The organism is Staphylococcus nepalensis, assembly GCF_002442935.1.
Taxonomy (GTDB): Bacteria; Bacillota; Bacilli; order Staphylococcales; family Staphylococcaceae; genus Staphylococcus; species Staphylococcus nepalensis.
Genome location: NZ_CP017466.1, coordinates 2,589,644 through 2,603,871, shown reverse-complemented (window position 1 = coordinate 2,603,871; position 14,228 = coordinate 2,589,644). Strand labels below are relative to the sequence as shown.

At 35.5% G+C, this 14,228-nt stretch carries 14 protein-coding genes; 13 read left to right on the top strand and 1 reads right to left on the bottom strand.

Annotated elements, in window-relative coordinates; all coding sequences use genetic code 11:
* Positions 1 to 47 precede the first annotated feature (47 nt).
* The 5 genes from BJG89_RS12505 to tuf all read left to right on the top strand — a co-directional run bounded on the left by BJG89_RS12505 (position 48) and on the right by tuf (position 4,973).
* Complete coding sequence (locus tag BJG89_RS12505) at positions 48 to 302, top strand: ribosomal L7Ae/L30e/S12e/Gadd45 family protein (protein ID WP_096810916.1); 255 nt, start codon at positions 48 to 50, stop codon at positions 300 to 302.
* A gap of 93 nt (positions 303 to 395) precedes the next feature.
* Positions 396 to 818, top strand: coding sequence for a 30S ribosomal protein S12 (gene rpsL / locus BJG89_RS12500; RefSeq protein ID WP_096810915.1), 423 nt, complete (start codon positions 396 to 398; stop codon positions 816 to 818).
* 71 nt (positions 819 to 889) lie between these two features.
* Positions 890 to 1,360 carry a 30S ribosomal protein S7 gene (rpsG, locus tag BJG89_RS12495; protein WP_019468564.1) on the top strand — a complete coding sequence of 157 codons (471 nt, stop codon included), beginning with the start codon at positions 890 to 892 and terminating at the stop codon, positions 1,358 to 1,360.
* Between the two features lie 118 nt (positions 1,361 to 1,478).
* Complete coding sequence (gene fusA, locus BJG89_RS12490; RefSeq protein WP_096810914.1) at positions 1,479 to 3,569, top strand: elongation factor G; 2,091 nt, start codon at positions 1,479 to 1,481, stop codon at positions 3,567 to 3,569.
* A gap of 216 nt (positions 3,570 to 3,785) precedes the next feature.
* Positions 3,786 to 4,973 carry an elongation factor Tu gene (gene tuf, locus BJG89_RS12485; protein ID WP_096810913.1) on the top strand — a complete coding sequence of 396 codons (1,188 nt, stop codon included), beginning with the start codon at positions 3,786 to 3,788 and terminating at the stop codon, positions 4,971 to 4,973.
* 287 nt (positions 4,974 to 5,260) lie between these two features.
* Here the strand turns inward: tuf and BJG89_RS12480 are convergent, their stop codons facing one another.
* Positions 5,261 to 6,442, bottom strand: a complete 1,182-nt coding sequence (locus tag BJG89_RS12480) for a M20 family metallopeptidase (protein WP_096810912.1) — start codon at positions 6,440 to 6,442, stop codon at positions 5,261 to 5,263.
* A 191-nt stretch (positions 6,443 to 6,633) separates the two neighbouring features.
* Here BJG89_RS12480 and BJG89_RS12475 point away from each other — a divergent pair, with 191 nt between their 5' ends.
* From BJG89_RS12475 to BJG89_RS12440, 8 genes are all read left to right on the top strand, one after another.
* A complete protein-coding gene (locus BJG89_RS12475) occupies positions 6,634 to 7,821 on the top strand; it encodes a glycine C-acetyltransferase (RefSeq protein WP_096810911.1) in 1,188 nt (395 codons plus the stop codon).
* 706 nt (positions 7,822 to 8,527) lie between these two features.
* Positions 8,528 to 9,097 carry a GNAT family N-acetyltransferase gene (locus BJG89_RS12470; protein ID WP_096810910.1) on the top strand — a complete coding sequence of 190 codons (570 nt, stop codon included), beginning with the start codon at positions 8,528 to 8,530 and terminating at the stop codon, positions 9,095 to 9,097.
* A 24-nt stretch (positions 9,098 to 9,121) separates the two neighbouring features.
* A complete protein-coding gene (locus tag BJG89_RS12465) occupies positions 9,122 to 9,628 on the top strand; it encodes a GNAT family N-acetyltransferase (RefSeq protein ID WP_096810909.1) in 507 nt (168 codons plus the stop codon).
* Between the two features lie 160 nt (positions 9,629 to 9,788).
* Entirely contained in the window at positions 9,789 to 10,493 is a 705-nt protein-coding gene (locus BJG89_RS12460) for a CoA transferase subunit A (RefSeq protein ID WP_096810908.1), read from the top strand.
* Positions 10,486 to 11,142: a 3-oxoacid CoA-transferase subunit B gene (locus BJG89_RS12455; protein WP_096810907.1), complete on the top strand. Its 657-nt coding sequence runs from the start codon at positions 10,486 to 10,488 to the stop codon at positions 11,140 to 11,142. The genes BJG89_RS12460 and BJG89_RS12455 overlap by 8 nt, the downstream gene beginning before the upstream one ends.
* A 159-nt stretch (positions 11,143 to 11,301) precedes the next feature.
* Positions 11,302 to 11,718, top strand: coding sequence for a hypothetical protein (locus tag BJG89_RS12450; RefSeq protein ID WP_096810906.1), 417 nt, complete (start codon positions 11,302 to 11,304; stop codon positions 11,716 to 11,718).
* A 9-nt stretch (positions 11,719 to 11,727) separates the two neighbouring features.
* Complete coding sequence (locus tag BJG89_RS12445) at positions 11,728 to 12,693, top strand: ornithine cyclodeaminase family protein (protein WP_096810905.1); 966 nt, start codon at positions 11,728 to 11,730, stop codon at positions 12,691 to 12,693.
* A gap of 119 nt (positions 12,694 to 12,812) precedes the next feature.
* Complete coding sequence (locus BJG89_RS12440; RefSeq protein ID WP_096810904.1) at positions 12,813 to 14,069, top strand: DUF1958 domain-containing protein; 1,257 nt, start codon at positions 12,813 to 12,815, stop codon at positions 14,067 to 14,069.
* The last annotated feature ends 159 nt before the right edge of the window (positions 14,070 to 14,228 follow it).

Below are 14,228 nucleotides of genomic sequence, written 5' to 3'. Positions count from 1 at the left end.
TTATTATTATTAAGGTTGATGCAAGCAGAACTTTGGAGGATATTTAAATGTCTAATGAAAAAGTTGCACGCTTTAACAAACAACACTATGTTATTGGTCTTAAACAAACGCTCAAAGCTTTGAATAAAGATCAAGTTACATCATTGATTATTGCTGAAGACGTTGAAGTTCATTTAATGACTCGCGTATTCAGTCATATCAATCACAAAGACATATCTATCTCATTTTTCGAAAGCAAACAAGCTTTAGGAAAGTATGTAGGTATAAACGTTGATGCGACAATTGTTGCATTATTGAAATGAGATTAGTAAGATTTTTCTTACTAAATTTTATTTACCCTTAAAATGAACCACCTGGATGTGTGGGATTATAAAAGAAGAGAGGAGGACACATTCATGCCAACTATTAACCAATTGGTACGTAAACCAAGACAAAGAAAATCAAAAAACTATGATTCACCAGCATTGAACAAAAACTTCAATAGCAGAAAGAAAAAGTACACTACTTTAAATTCACCACAAAAACGTGGTGTTTGTACACGTGTAGGTACTATGGCACCTAAAAAACCTAACTCTGCGTTACGTAAATATGCGCGTGTGCGTTTGTCTAACAATATTGAAATCAACGCGTATATCCCTGGTATCGGCCATAACTTACAAGAACACAGTGTTGTACTTGTACGCGGTGGACGTGTAAAAGACTTACCTGGTGTGCGTTACCACATCGTACGTGGTGCACTTGATACTTCAGGTGTTGACGGTCGTAGAAAAGGACGTTCATTATACGGAACTAAAAAACCTAAACAAAATAAAAAATAAGTTTAAGATTGCGTAAATTTTCGTTATAAAGCATAAAAATATATTACAATTAGGAAGGGAGGATTTACATTATGCCTCGTAAAGGATCAGTACCAAAAAGAGACGTATTACCAGATCCAATTCATAATTCAAAATTAGTTACAAAATTAATTAACAAGATTATGTTAGATGGTAAACGTGGAACAGCTCAAAAAATTCTTTATTCTGCATTTGAATTAGTTCAAGAACGCAGCGGTCGTGAAGCTATCGAAGTATTCGAAGAAGCGATCGACAATATCATGCCAGTATTAGAAGTTAAAGCACGCCGTGTAGGTGGCTCTAACTATCAAGTACCTGTAGAAGTTCGTCCAGAACGTCGTACTACTTTAGGCCTTCGTTGGTTAGTTAACTATTCACGTCTTCGTGGTGAAAAAACTATGGAAGAACGTTTAGCTAACGAAATCTTAGATGCTGCAAACAACACTGGTGGTGCAGTTAAGAAACGTGAAGACGTTCATAAAATGGCTGAAGCTAACAAAGCCTTCGCTCACTATCGTTGGTAGGATAGTAGGTTTTTCCCTGAGCGTGTTCCAAAACGATAGTTTACTATCTAGGTGCATGTTTAGGGTATCGCCATATTTATAGTATTTATTCGCAGTTATACTGGAAGGAGAAAAATACATGGCTAGAGATTTTAGTTTAGAAAGAACTCGTAATATCGGTATCATGGCTCACATCGATGCTGGTAAAACAACTACGACTGAACGTATTCTTTACTATACTGGACGTATCCATAAAATCGGTGAAACTCACGAAGGAGCTTCACAAATGGACTGGATGGAACAGGAGCAAGATCGCGGTATCACAATTACATCAGCTGCAACAACAGCTTCATGGGATGATCACCGTGTAAACATCATTGATACACCTGGACACGTAGACTTCACTGTAGAAGTTGAACGTTCATTACGTGTACTTGATGGTGCGGTAACTGTACTTGATGCACAATCAGGTGTTGAACCTCAAACTGAAACAGTTTGGCGTCAAGCTACAACTTACAGCGTTCCTCGTATTGTTTTTGTAAACAAAATGGACAAATTAGGTGCGAACTTTGAATATGCTGTAAGCACTATTCATGATCGCTTACAAGCGAATGCGCAACCAATCCAATTACCAATTGGTGCGGAAGATGAATTTGAAGCAATCATCGACTTAGTTGAAATGAAATGTTTCAAATACAACAATGATTTAGGAACTGAAATTGAAGAAATTGAAATTCCTGAAGATCACAAAGAAAGAGCTGAAGAAGCTCGTGCAACACTAATTGAAGCAGTAGCTGAAACTAGTGATGAATTAATGGAAAAATACCTTGGTGACGAAGAAATTACTGTAGCTGAATTAAAAGATGCTATTCGTCAAGCAACTAATAATATTGAATTCTACCCAGTTCTTGTTGGTACTGCCTTCAAAAACAAAGGTGTTCAATTAATGCTTAACGCAGTAATTGATTATTTACCATCACCATTAGATGTTAAACCAATTGTCGGCCACCGTGCTGAAGACCCAGACGAAGAAGTTATCGCAAGAGCTGATGACGACGCTGAGTTCGCTGCATTAGCGTTCAAAGTAATGACTGACCCTTATGTTGGTAAATTAACATTCTTCCGTGTGTATTCAGGTACATTATCATCTGGTTCATACGTTAAAAACTCTACGAAGAACAAACGTGAACGTGTAGGTCGTTTACTACAAATGCACGCCAACTCTCGTCAAGAGTTAAACACAGTTTACTCAGGAGATATCGCTGCTGCGGTAGGTCTTAAAGAAACTGGTACTGGTGATACTTTATGTGGTGAGAAAAATGACATTATCTTGGAATCAATGGATTTCCCAGAACCTGTTATTCACTTATCAGTTGAACCAAAATCTAAAGCAGACCAAGATAAAATGACTACAGCTTTAGTTAAATTACAAGAAGAAGACCCAACGTTCCATGCGCATACTGATGAAGAAACTGGACAAGTTATTATCGGCGGTATGGGTGAGCTTCACTTAGATATCTTAGTTGATCGTATGAAGAAAGAATTTAACGTTGAATGTAATGTTGGTGCGCCAATGGTTTCATATCGTGAAACATTCAAGCAATCAGCAGAAGTTCAAGGTAAATTCGCTCGTCAATCTGGTGGTCGTGGTCAATACGGTGACGTTAAAATTGAATTCTCACCTAATGAAACAGGTGCAGGTTTCGAATTCGAAAACGCTATCGTTGGTGGTGTAGTTCCTCGTGAATACATCCCATCAGTTGAAGCAGGACTTAAAGATTCAATGGAAAATGGTGTATTAGCTGGATATCCATTAATTGATGTTAAAGCTAGATTATTTGATGGTTCATACCATGATGTCGATTCATCAGAAATGGCCTTCAAAATTGCTGCATCAATGGCACTTAAAGAAGCTGCCAAAAAATGTGATCCAGTTATCTTAGAACCAATGATGAAAGTAACAATCGAAATGCCTGAAGAATACATGGGCGACATCATGGGTGACGTAACTTCTCGTCGTGGACGCGTTGATGGTATGGAGCCTCGTGGTAATGCACAAGTTGTAAATGCTTTTGTACCACTTTCAGAAATGTTCGGTTATGCAACTGCATTACGTTCTAACACACAAGGTCGTGGAACATACACAATGTACTTCGATCACTATGCAGAAGTTCCAAAATCAGTTGCTGAAGATATTATCAAGAAAAACAGTGGTAATAAAGCTGAATAATTAAACTTGTATTGTTTAGCGCTAGTCTGTACAATACATGTAAAGTTTAATTATGTAGTTTACAGTTTTATCAATTGATTTTTTTGGGAAAATGCATTATAAAGGTACTGTACAGTCCTTTTAAACCTAAATAAATCATTTTCTCATGATGGTGAGAAACTGTCATGAGAGATAAATTTTACAATTAATTTTCTAACGAATAGGAGAGATTTTATAATGGCTAAAGAAAAATTCGATCGCTCAAAAGAACATGCCAATATTGGTACAATCGGACACGTTGACCACGGTAAAACTACTTTAACAGCTGCTATTGCAACTGTTTTAGCAAAAAATGGTGACGCTGTTGCACAATCATACGACATGATTGACAACGCTCCAGAAGAAAAAGAACGTGGTATTACAATCAATACGTCTCACATCGAGTATACAACTGACAAACGTCACTATGCTCACGTTGACTGCCCAGGACACGCTGACTATGTTAAAAACATGATCACTGGTGCTGCTCAAATGGATGGAGCTATCTTAGTAGTATCTGCTGCTGATGGCCCAATGCCACAAACGCGTGAACACATTCTTTTATCACGTAACGTTGGTGTTCCAGCATTAGTTGTATTCTTAAACAAAGTTGACATGGTTGACGATGAAGAATTATTAGAATTAGTAGAAATGGAAGTTCGTGACTTATTAAGCGAATATGACTTCCCAGGTGACGATGTACCTGTAATCTCTGGTTCAGCATTAAAAGCACTTGAAGGCGACGCTGACTATGAGCAAAAAATCTTAGACTTAATGCAAGCGGTTGATGACTTCATTCCAACTCCAGAACGTGATTCTGACAAACCATTCATGATGCCAGTTGAGGACGTATTCTCAATCACTGGTCGTGGTACTGTTGCTACAGGCCGTGTTGAACGTGGTCAAATCAAAGTCGGTGAAGAAGTTGAAATCATCGGTATGCAAGAAGAATCAAGCAAAACAACTGTTACTGGTGTAGAAATGTTCCGTAAATTATTAGACTATGCTGAAGCTGGTGACAACATTGGTGCATTATTACGTGGTGTTGCACGTGAAGATATCCAACGTGGTCAAGTTTTAGCTGCTCCTGGTTCAATTACACCGCACACAAACTTCAAAGCAGAAGTTTATGTCTTATCTAAAGATGAAGGTGGACGTCATACGCCATTCTTCAGTAACTACCGCCCACAATTCTATTTCCGTACTACTGATGTAACTGGTGTTGTTACTTTACCAGAAGGTACTGAAATGGTTATGCCTGGCGATAACGTAGAAATGCAAGTTGAATTGATTTCTCCAATCGCTATTGAAGACGGTACTCGTTTCTCAATCCGTGAAGGTGGACGTACTGTTGGATCAGGCGTTGTAACTGAAATCTTCAAATAAGATAGTTTATCTTAAAAATAGATTAAGAGGGTCTCCAATATTGGAGGCTCTTTTTTTAGACACTATGCTAAACAGGACTGGTTTTTATATCAGTCCTGTTTTTTGATACAAAAAAAGCGCAAAATCTCTATAATTTAAATATCCGACCAAATAAATTAAGGAGAGATTATGCGCCTATGAATTATTTTATATCAAAGACACTTGGAATTGAAAATTGAACGCTTTGGAATAAGTATATTTTTGAATTTTACCAGCCATTGTTATTTTATATGGGTTTAAGATGTTAGTTATGTTGTAGGTTGGCTAATTACGTTTTCTAACTCTAATATTTTTAAGAATTGACTAGCCGTGTATTTCATAGCTTTTTCATCTAAATTGAAATAAGGACTGTGGTGCGGATATGTGGTATTTTTTTCAGGGTCGCCACAGCCAGTTAAAAAGAACGCACCTGGACGTACTTTTTGGTAATGTGAAAAGTCTTCACCAATCATCATCAGTTCTGATTCATTAAATCTTAAATTCATATCATTAGTAGCTTGTTTTACAATTTCATAGCATGTCGGATTGTTATGGACTGGTAAATAACCTTTGATATAATCCAAATCATATGTGATATCGTTTGCGACAGCCAATCCTTGTAATAATTTATCCATTTTATTCATGACATGGGCTTGTATCTCTGTATCAAATGTACGAACCGTTCCTTTACAAAATGCACTGTCTGGTATGATGTTATCTGCTGAACCAGCTTGCACCATTCCAAAACTGATGACAGCTTGCTTTACTGGATCGATAGTTCGAGATACAATCTTTTGTGCACTCATAATAAATTCAGCCATAATCACAACAGGATCAATGGTTTCGTGTGGTTTAGCACCATGACCGCCTCTGCCATGTATTGTCACATTGAATTCATCTGGGGATGCCATCATAGCACCTGGTCGAGAATAAATCGTACCAGTTGGGTAACCACTCCATAAATGATTGCCATAAATTCTATCTACATTTTGTAAACAGCCATCATCAATCATTTCTTGCGATCCGCCGGGCATAATTTCTTCACCATATTGGAAGATTAATACTACATTGCCATTGAGCGCATTTTGATGTGCTTCGATGATTTCTGCAACGGCTAATAATATTGCAGTATGACCATCATGCCCACAAGCGTGCATAGCACCTGGATTTTTAGATTTATAATCTAAATCAGTCAATTCGTCGATAGGTAATGCGTCAAAGTCAGCACGTAAAGCGATTGTAGGCCCATCGCCATGACCTGTAAATGTCGCAACGATACCATTTCGTCCAACCGGTGAACGTACTTCACATGATAATTGGCTGAGTTGATTGAGGATGTAATCACGTGTATGATACTCCTCGAATGATAATTCAGGATATTGATGTAAGTAACGACGCACTTGAATCATTGAGTTTTCTTTTTCTTTAGCTAGTTGAAACCAGTCAAACAACTTCAACCCTTCTTTCTTAAAAATGATTACTCCATTATACCATTTTAAATGACTTAACTGTAGAGCCAATGATTATCATAGCAATTAAATCGTAGAAAACGCTTTACTGTTTAAGATGATTCTACTTTCCTGTTGATAAAAAATGGGGTATGATAAGCATAACATTAGATAACTCAAAGGGGGACATTGCAGTGGTACAGTCACTACATGACTTTTTAGATGAAAATATTCAATATTTGAAAGATAACGGATTATATAATGAAATTGATACAATTGAAGGCGCTAATGGGCCAGAAATTACTATTAATGGAAAAAATTATGTGAACTTATCATCAAATAACTATTTGGGACTAGCAACAGATACAGATTTAAAACAAGCAGCAAAGGATGCCATCGATACACATGGTGTAGGCGCGGGCGCCGTACGCTCAATCAACGGCACCTTAGATGTGCATGATGAATTGGAAGCAACACTTGCAGAATTTAAAGGGACTGAAGCAGCTATGGCGTACCAATCTGGATTCAACTGTAATATGGCTGCCATTTCAGCAGTTATGAATAAAAATGACGCGATTCTTTCAGATGAATTAAACCATGCTTCTATTATTGATGGTTGTCGTTTGTCTAAAGCAAAGATTATTCGTGTTAACCACTCAGATATGGTTAATTTACGTGCTAAAGCGAAAGAAGCTGTAGAATCTGGACAATATAACAAAGTCATGTATATTACTGATGGTGTATTTAGTATGGATGGTGACGTAGCTAAGTTACCAGAAATCGTTGAGATTGCAGAAGAATTTGGCTTAATTACTTATGTCGATGATGCACATGGATCAGGTGTCATGGGTAAAGGTGCTGGAACAGTTAAACATTTCGGATTACAAGATAAGATTGATTTCCAAATTGGTACATTATCAAAAGCCATCGGTGTTGTTGGTGGTTATGTAGCAGGCACGAAATCATTAATCGATTGGTTAAAAGCGCAATCTAGACCATTTTTATTCTCAACATCATTAGCACCTGGAGACACGAAAGCAATCACAGAAGCTGTAAAAAAATTAATGGCATCTACAGCGTTACATGATAAACTTTGGGAAAATGGTAATTACTTGAAAGATGGCTTACAAAAATTAGGTTTTGATATTGGTAATTCTGAATCGCCTATTACGCCAGTAATTATAGGTGATGAAAAAGAAACACAAACATTCAGTAGTCGCTTAAAAGACGAAGGTATCTATGTGAAATCTATTGTTTTTCCAACAGTACCTAAAGGTACGGGTCGTGTACGTAATATGCCAACAGCAGCGCATACAAAAGAAATGCTTGACCAAGCATTAGCTGCATATGAAAAAGTAGGTAAAGAATTAGGAACTATTTAAAGAACGATATAAAGCTAGAGTCCAATGGTATTTTATGCCAGTCATACTTGATGGGAACTTGAAAAAAGCTATCATTTCTAAATCATTTTGTTACCATACTTAGGCAGCGTAGATGACTCTTTAAAAACGCAATATAAGTGTGTTGAGGGTTCTAGTTATGATAATCGTAAGAAATGCCTGAGATATTTATGTATCTCAGGTTTTTTTATGATATTGACAGTAAGGTGATTATAAAGTGGAATATGAAATGTCATTCCTTTATTAATTGAGCTATGAAGCGTGCAACAGCTTTAGATTATGTCATCTATATATGAAGTATAGTCGTTCTGATGTAAGCATGTTAGTGCTTATATCTTTTTTCTAAATTAACAAAGAATGGGTTGAAGAACGCAATTTTTAGAAAAAGAGGTTATATTCTTTATGCTTTCGTTTTTTGACTTTTGAATAGGGTATGATTTTAAGATAGGTCGTTGATTTTATAGAAAATTATATGATTGTGATGCATTAATAATAAAAATGAATTATAGAAGAAATGATAGAAAATAAAATCGTAAAAAATGATTTTAAAAACTATGTTATATAATGATTAAAAGTAATGTATTTGATTGTTTATATAGGTGTCTCATCGTTTCAAATTAAAAGGTTGATTTTATACCAAACGATGTTATAGTTTGGTTGCTAAAGCCTTTTATTAAGGGGTTTTTGAATGAATAATAATTTAGGGTTGCAATTCAGTACACAACGTCTTATCATTAGACCGTTGGAAGAAAAAGATTATGAATCTTGGTTGTCTGGGTTTGTCAATCGTCATGCTTCTCAATATAAATATGACAAAGGACAAATAGATATGTCAGATGCGACAGAACCTTGGTTTGCAGCAATGATACAAAAGCATCAACAAGCGATTGAAGCAGATGATTTATATATTTTTGCTGTCTTTGATAAAGCTGGGCATCACTTAGGCATGCTTAATATTAAAAATTTAAGCCGAGACCAATTTCAATGGGCAGAAATAGGTTATTTTATTCATAACCAATATTGGCGTCAAGGTTACGCTTATGAAGCTTTAACTGAACTTATTAAACAGACGAAAGAAACATTAAAGTTTCACAGAATTGAAGCCCATATTAATTTGGATAATCAGCCTTCAATACAGCTCATTGAAAAAGTTGGCTTTGAATTTGAATGTCTGCGTAAAGGATTTATTTTTGAGCATGGTGCGTGGACAGATCATTACGTATTTTATCTTAATACCCATGACGAACCGATTGAATAGCGACTAAAGGGAAGGAGTGTCAACATGGTTGAATTTAGAGAGTTAACAATGAGTGACGAATCATTATATTGTGATTATATGAAAGAATGGATTGATCACGATGAAATGGTAGTGCCTGAGATTACGAATATCACCAAGTATAGTAATTTTGAAGAAATTGTTCACGAATTAGCAGATAACAAATCTAATGATGAGTCGGTAGATAACACAACATTGTTTTTAATTGACGATGATAAAATCATTGGTGCTGCCAATATTCGTCATAATTTGAATGAAAAATTGAAAGTTATTGGTGGCCATGTTGGCTACGGTATTCGTAATAGTTATCGAGGCAAAGGCTTTGGTAACAAAATTTTGAAAAAGTCATTAGATTATTTATCACGCATTGGCGTACAAGAAGCTTTAATTACTTGTGATAAAGATAATGAAGTTTCTGCATCTGTTATCTTACACAATGGTGGAGAAGAAATTGAACCCTCTATCTTAGAAGATGGTACAGTAATTCGTCGTTTCCAAATCGAAATTGCATAGTCCAAAATAGCCTAAAAGTTGTCAGTTATTATTACTGGCAACTTTTTTGTTTATCTAAAATGAAAACGCCAACATCAATTAAAAGACTTCAGAAATAATTTCAAGTATAATTGTTTTTAATACTAGGTATTAATTTTAAATATAGAAACGAGGTTTTACAATGTCAAAGGTAATTCAAGATATACATAGTGCATTTGACCACTTAAAAGATGGCATGACAGTACTTGCTGGAGGATTTGGTTTATGTGGTATACCGGAACATGCTATTGAAGCAATTCGTTCAAAAGGTACTAAAAAACTAACTGTAGTAAGCAATAACTGTGGTGTCGAAGATTTTGGATTGGGTCGCCTATTAGAGAAAAAACAAATCGATAAAATGATTAGTTCATACGTAGGTGAAAATAAAATATTTGAACAACAGCTGATTAATGGTGAATTAGATGTAGCGTTAACACCACAAGGTACTTTAGCTGAAAAACTACGTGCAGGCGGTGCAGGCATACCTGCTTTTTATACAAAAACAGGTGTAGGTACATTAATTGCTGAAGGTAAAGAAACGCGTGAATTTGACGGAGAAACATATGTCATGGAACGTGCTATTAAAGGTGATTTTGGGATTGTAAAAGCGCAAAAGGCGGATACCTTTGGCAATTTAGTGTTTGAAAAGACTGCACGTAATTTTAATCCTTTATGTGCCATGGCAGCTCAAACCACAGTCGTTGAAGTTGAAGAAATTGTTGAACTAGGAGACATTGATCCAGATGACGTGCATATGTCAGGCGTATATGTAGACTTTATATATTTAGGAAAGGATTATGAAAAACGTATAGAAAAACGTACAGTGAAGGAGGCTAACCATGGATAAACAAGCACAACGCAAGAAGATTATTCAACGTGCTGCACGAGAAATCAAAAGCGATATGGTGATTAATTTAGGTATCGGGATGCCCACGCTTGTAGCTAATGAAATCAATGATCATGTGGAAAACGTCTTTTTCCAATCTGAAAATGGATTACTAGGTATTGGACCTTATCCGACGGAAAATGAAGTGGATCCTGATTTAATCAATGCTGGTAAAGAAACAGTAACTGCTGCTGAAGGTGCGTCTTATTTTGATAATGCAGAGTCATTTGCCATGATTCGTGGCGGGCATATCGATTTAGCTATTCTTGGCGGTATGGAGGTATCAGAAACAGGCGATTTAGCAAATTATATGATACCTGGCAAACTAGTTAAAGGCATGGGCGGTGCGATGGATTTGGTCGTTGGCGCGCAAAAGGTAGTTGTAATTATGGATCATATGAATAAACACGGACAGTCAAAGATTAAATCAAAATGCGAATTGCCATTAACTGGTGCGGGCGTTGTTAATACATTGATTACAGATTTAGCTGTTTTTAAATTTGAAGATAATGTTATGAAATTAATAGAGATCCAAGAAGGTGCAACACTCGAACAAATACAAACAAATACTGATGCTTATTTTGAAAACTGTTTGAATGATCAACTTTAAAACCAACGAATGTGGAAATCATTAAAAGTGCTGTTAAGTGATCACTGGAATTCGTTTAAATCCATAATGGGGTGTTTAAACATAAGCGTCATTTTGGAAAAATGTATGTTATTGTAAACATAAGCATACAGAACTAACGACAAAGGTGAGGATATAAGTATGAAGCAACATTCAGAAGTGAAGAGCTTTGGTATTGCCATCTTATTGGCAGCTGCTTCAGATTTATTGCAAAACAGTTTTTATCATAGGCTGATATTAATGGCAGCTATTTTAGTAATGATTTATAGTTTGATTACCCATTTAAAGTTTACGATATATCAAATTAAACATGAAGAAAGAACTCATAAATCATGGTTTAGTGTGAAAATAGATTATTGGCTATTATTTGCGAAAAATATATTGGCTTTAGGGTCGTTATTAGCGATATACTTTGTTTCGGTGTATGTAAACAATCAATTCGCATGGTTGATTATCCCTTTACTGATTGTATTGATGATTGGGCTCATTATGTTCGAAAGTAAATTGAATAAAAAGAGTGGTATTCTAGAATCAGAAAGTGAAAGTGTTGAAGAATAGGGGTGACTTATGGAATTTATTGATGCAAATGAACAAGCACAATTATTAAATATGGAAGAAGTTGTTGAAGCGGTGGCGGAATCTTTAATTGCTTATTCTGAAGGTAAAACTGATACGCCATTGCGCTACGCTTTACCTTTCAATGGAGATAACCGTTACCTTGTCATGCCTGCTTTATCGGATGAGTTAAAAATTGTTGGCCTTAAAACAGTAACAGTCGCGCCAAATAATACGACAATTGGTAAAAACACGATAGTAGGGTCTGTAATATTATCAGATTACGAAACTGGAGAAACATTAGCTGTATTAGAAGGTTCGTACTTAACTAAGATACGTACAGGTGCCATATCGGGGGTAGCCACAAAATATCTGGCACGTCAAAATGCAGAAACGTTATGTGTGATTGGGACTGGCGATCAAGCGCAGGGACTGATTGAAGCCGTATGTGCTGTTAGAGATATTAAATATATCCAACTGTATAATAGAACATATCGTAAAGCAGTAACATTTGCTGAAGCCGTTCAACATAAATATCCTTCTATAAATATTGAAATAATGGAAGCTGTAAATGACGCTATAACCAATGCAGATATTATTGTCACTGCTACAAATGCGGTGAGGCCAGTTTTTAGTCAGCCATTAAAAGCGGGTGTCCACGTTAATGCGGTAGGTTCATTTAAGCCTGATATGCAAGAGTTACCTTCACAAGCAATAGCAAATGCAGATAAAATTGTCGTAGAAGCATCACAAGCAGCATTAGAAGAAACAGGCGATTTAATTACTCCGCTGAAAGAAGGTCTGTTTAGTCAGGAAGATTTATACGGTGAATTAGGTCATATTGTTAAATCAAATTTACCTGGACGTGAATCCGAAGATGAAATAACGATTTTTAAATCTGTTGGTGTAGCTATCGTTGATATTGTTGTTGCTAATTATTTTTATCAAAAGCGTCAGAAAAAGAAACTGTGTCTATAATGATTGTATATAATAAGCAGTAAAATTTTGAAAGTTTATAGTAAAATAAATGAGCGTTTTATTGTAGATCTCTATAGTATAATATATGTATTATTTTATACTTATAAGGATATATTACAATGAAACGTTTTTTTATTCTATTATGTTTAATTAATATTTTTATATTTCCCTCGCAAATGCATGCAGAAACCTCTATTGATGTCACAAAGTCTTACGGCATCAAAATGAGTTCATTTTATCAACCTAAAGGAAGTATTGTCGCAGATAGCCATACTGGTAGAATTTTATGGGAAGAAAACATTGATCGGAAATGGCCTTTAGCAAGTATGTCTAAGCTAATGACTTTGACATTTGTATTAGATAAAATTAAAGAAGGTACATTACCTTTAGATAAAAAGATCACTGTCACCGTAGATGAGGAAGTCTTTAGTCAACACCCTTTGTTAAGTAATAATAAAATGCAAAAAGGTGCAGTTTACAGTGTTGAAGAACTTATTTATCTTACGGTTGTGCCTAGTTCTAATGTAGCTACGCGCATGCTAATGCAACAAGTAGAGCCTGACATGCGTCAGTTTGTAAAAGGCATGAATCAACGTGCTAAGGATTTAGGTATGAGAAATACTTATTTTACAAACCCATTTGGCGCTGAAAATGCAATAGTTGGTAAACAATATTTGCCTACAGGATTTGCTTTAAATGAAGATAATATTTCAACTTCTAGAGATTTTGCAAAATTAGCATATTATATGATGAATACCTACCCTAACATAACAAAATATACGAAACATGCGACTTATGTTAGTAAACCGAACACTAAATTAGAAGAACAGTTTCACACATATCTCCATTCATTAAAAGGGGATGTACATGAATATCCAGGCACAGACGGGTTAAAGACTGGTTCAAGTGGACATGCTGCATATAATTATACTGCTACTGTCCAAAAAGGTGGTTTTCGAATTGTGCAGGTGTTGTTGGGCGTTGGACATTGGGACGTGGATGATTCTGAGTATAAGCGTCATGTGATAGGTAATGCTTTATTGGATAGAGTATATGAACGATATCAATATAAAGAAGTGCTTTCAAAAGGGATGCATTATATAAATGGAAGATGGTATAAAGTCGAACAACCATTAAAAGATGTAGTAGAAAAAGATAAGCCAGTGCGCTTTGAAATCTTGAATAATAAAATAACTGTACTTGACCCAGATAGACACTATTTAACAAGCGATATGAAACCCCCGAGCGTGGTTGTGACCCCATTAACGAATTATAAAACTTTTATTATAAGCGGTGCGTTTACCCTGTTTATGATGATTTGTATATTGATATTACTTAGTTTAATTCGTAAGCACCGACACAAATACATGAGTTAATCGTGTTTTTGTTCAATTATTATTACAATTTTACCTTTTTTTCTTTTGATTTGTAATGCAAACTTGTTAAACTTGAACTTAAATAAGAAAATACGAAATAAACAATATATTGTCATATATTGTTTATCACATGCTTGTAATTATTTTATTTAATTAATA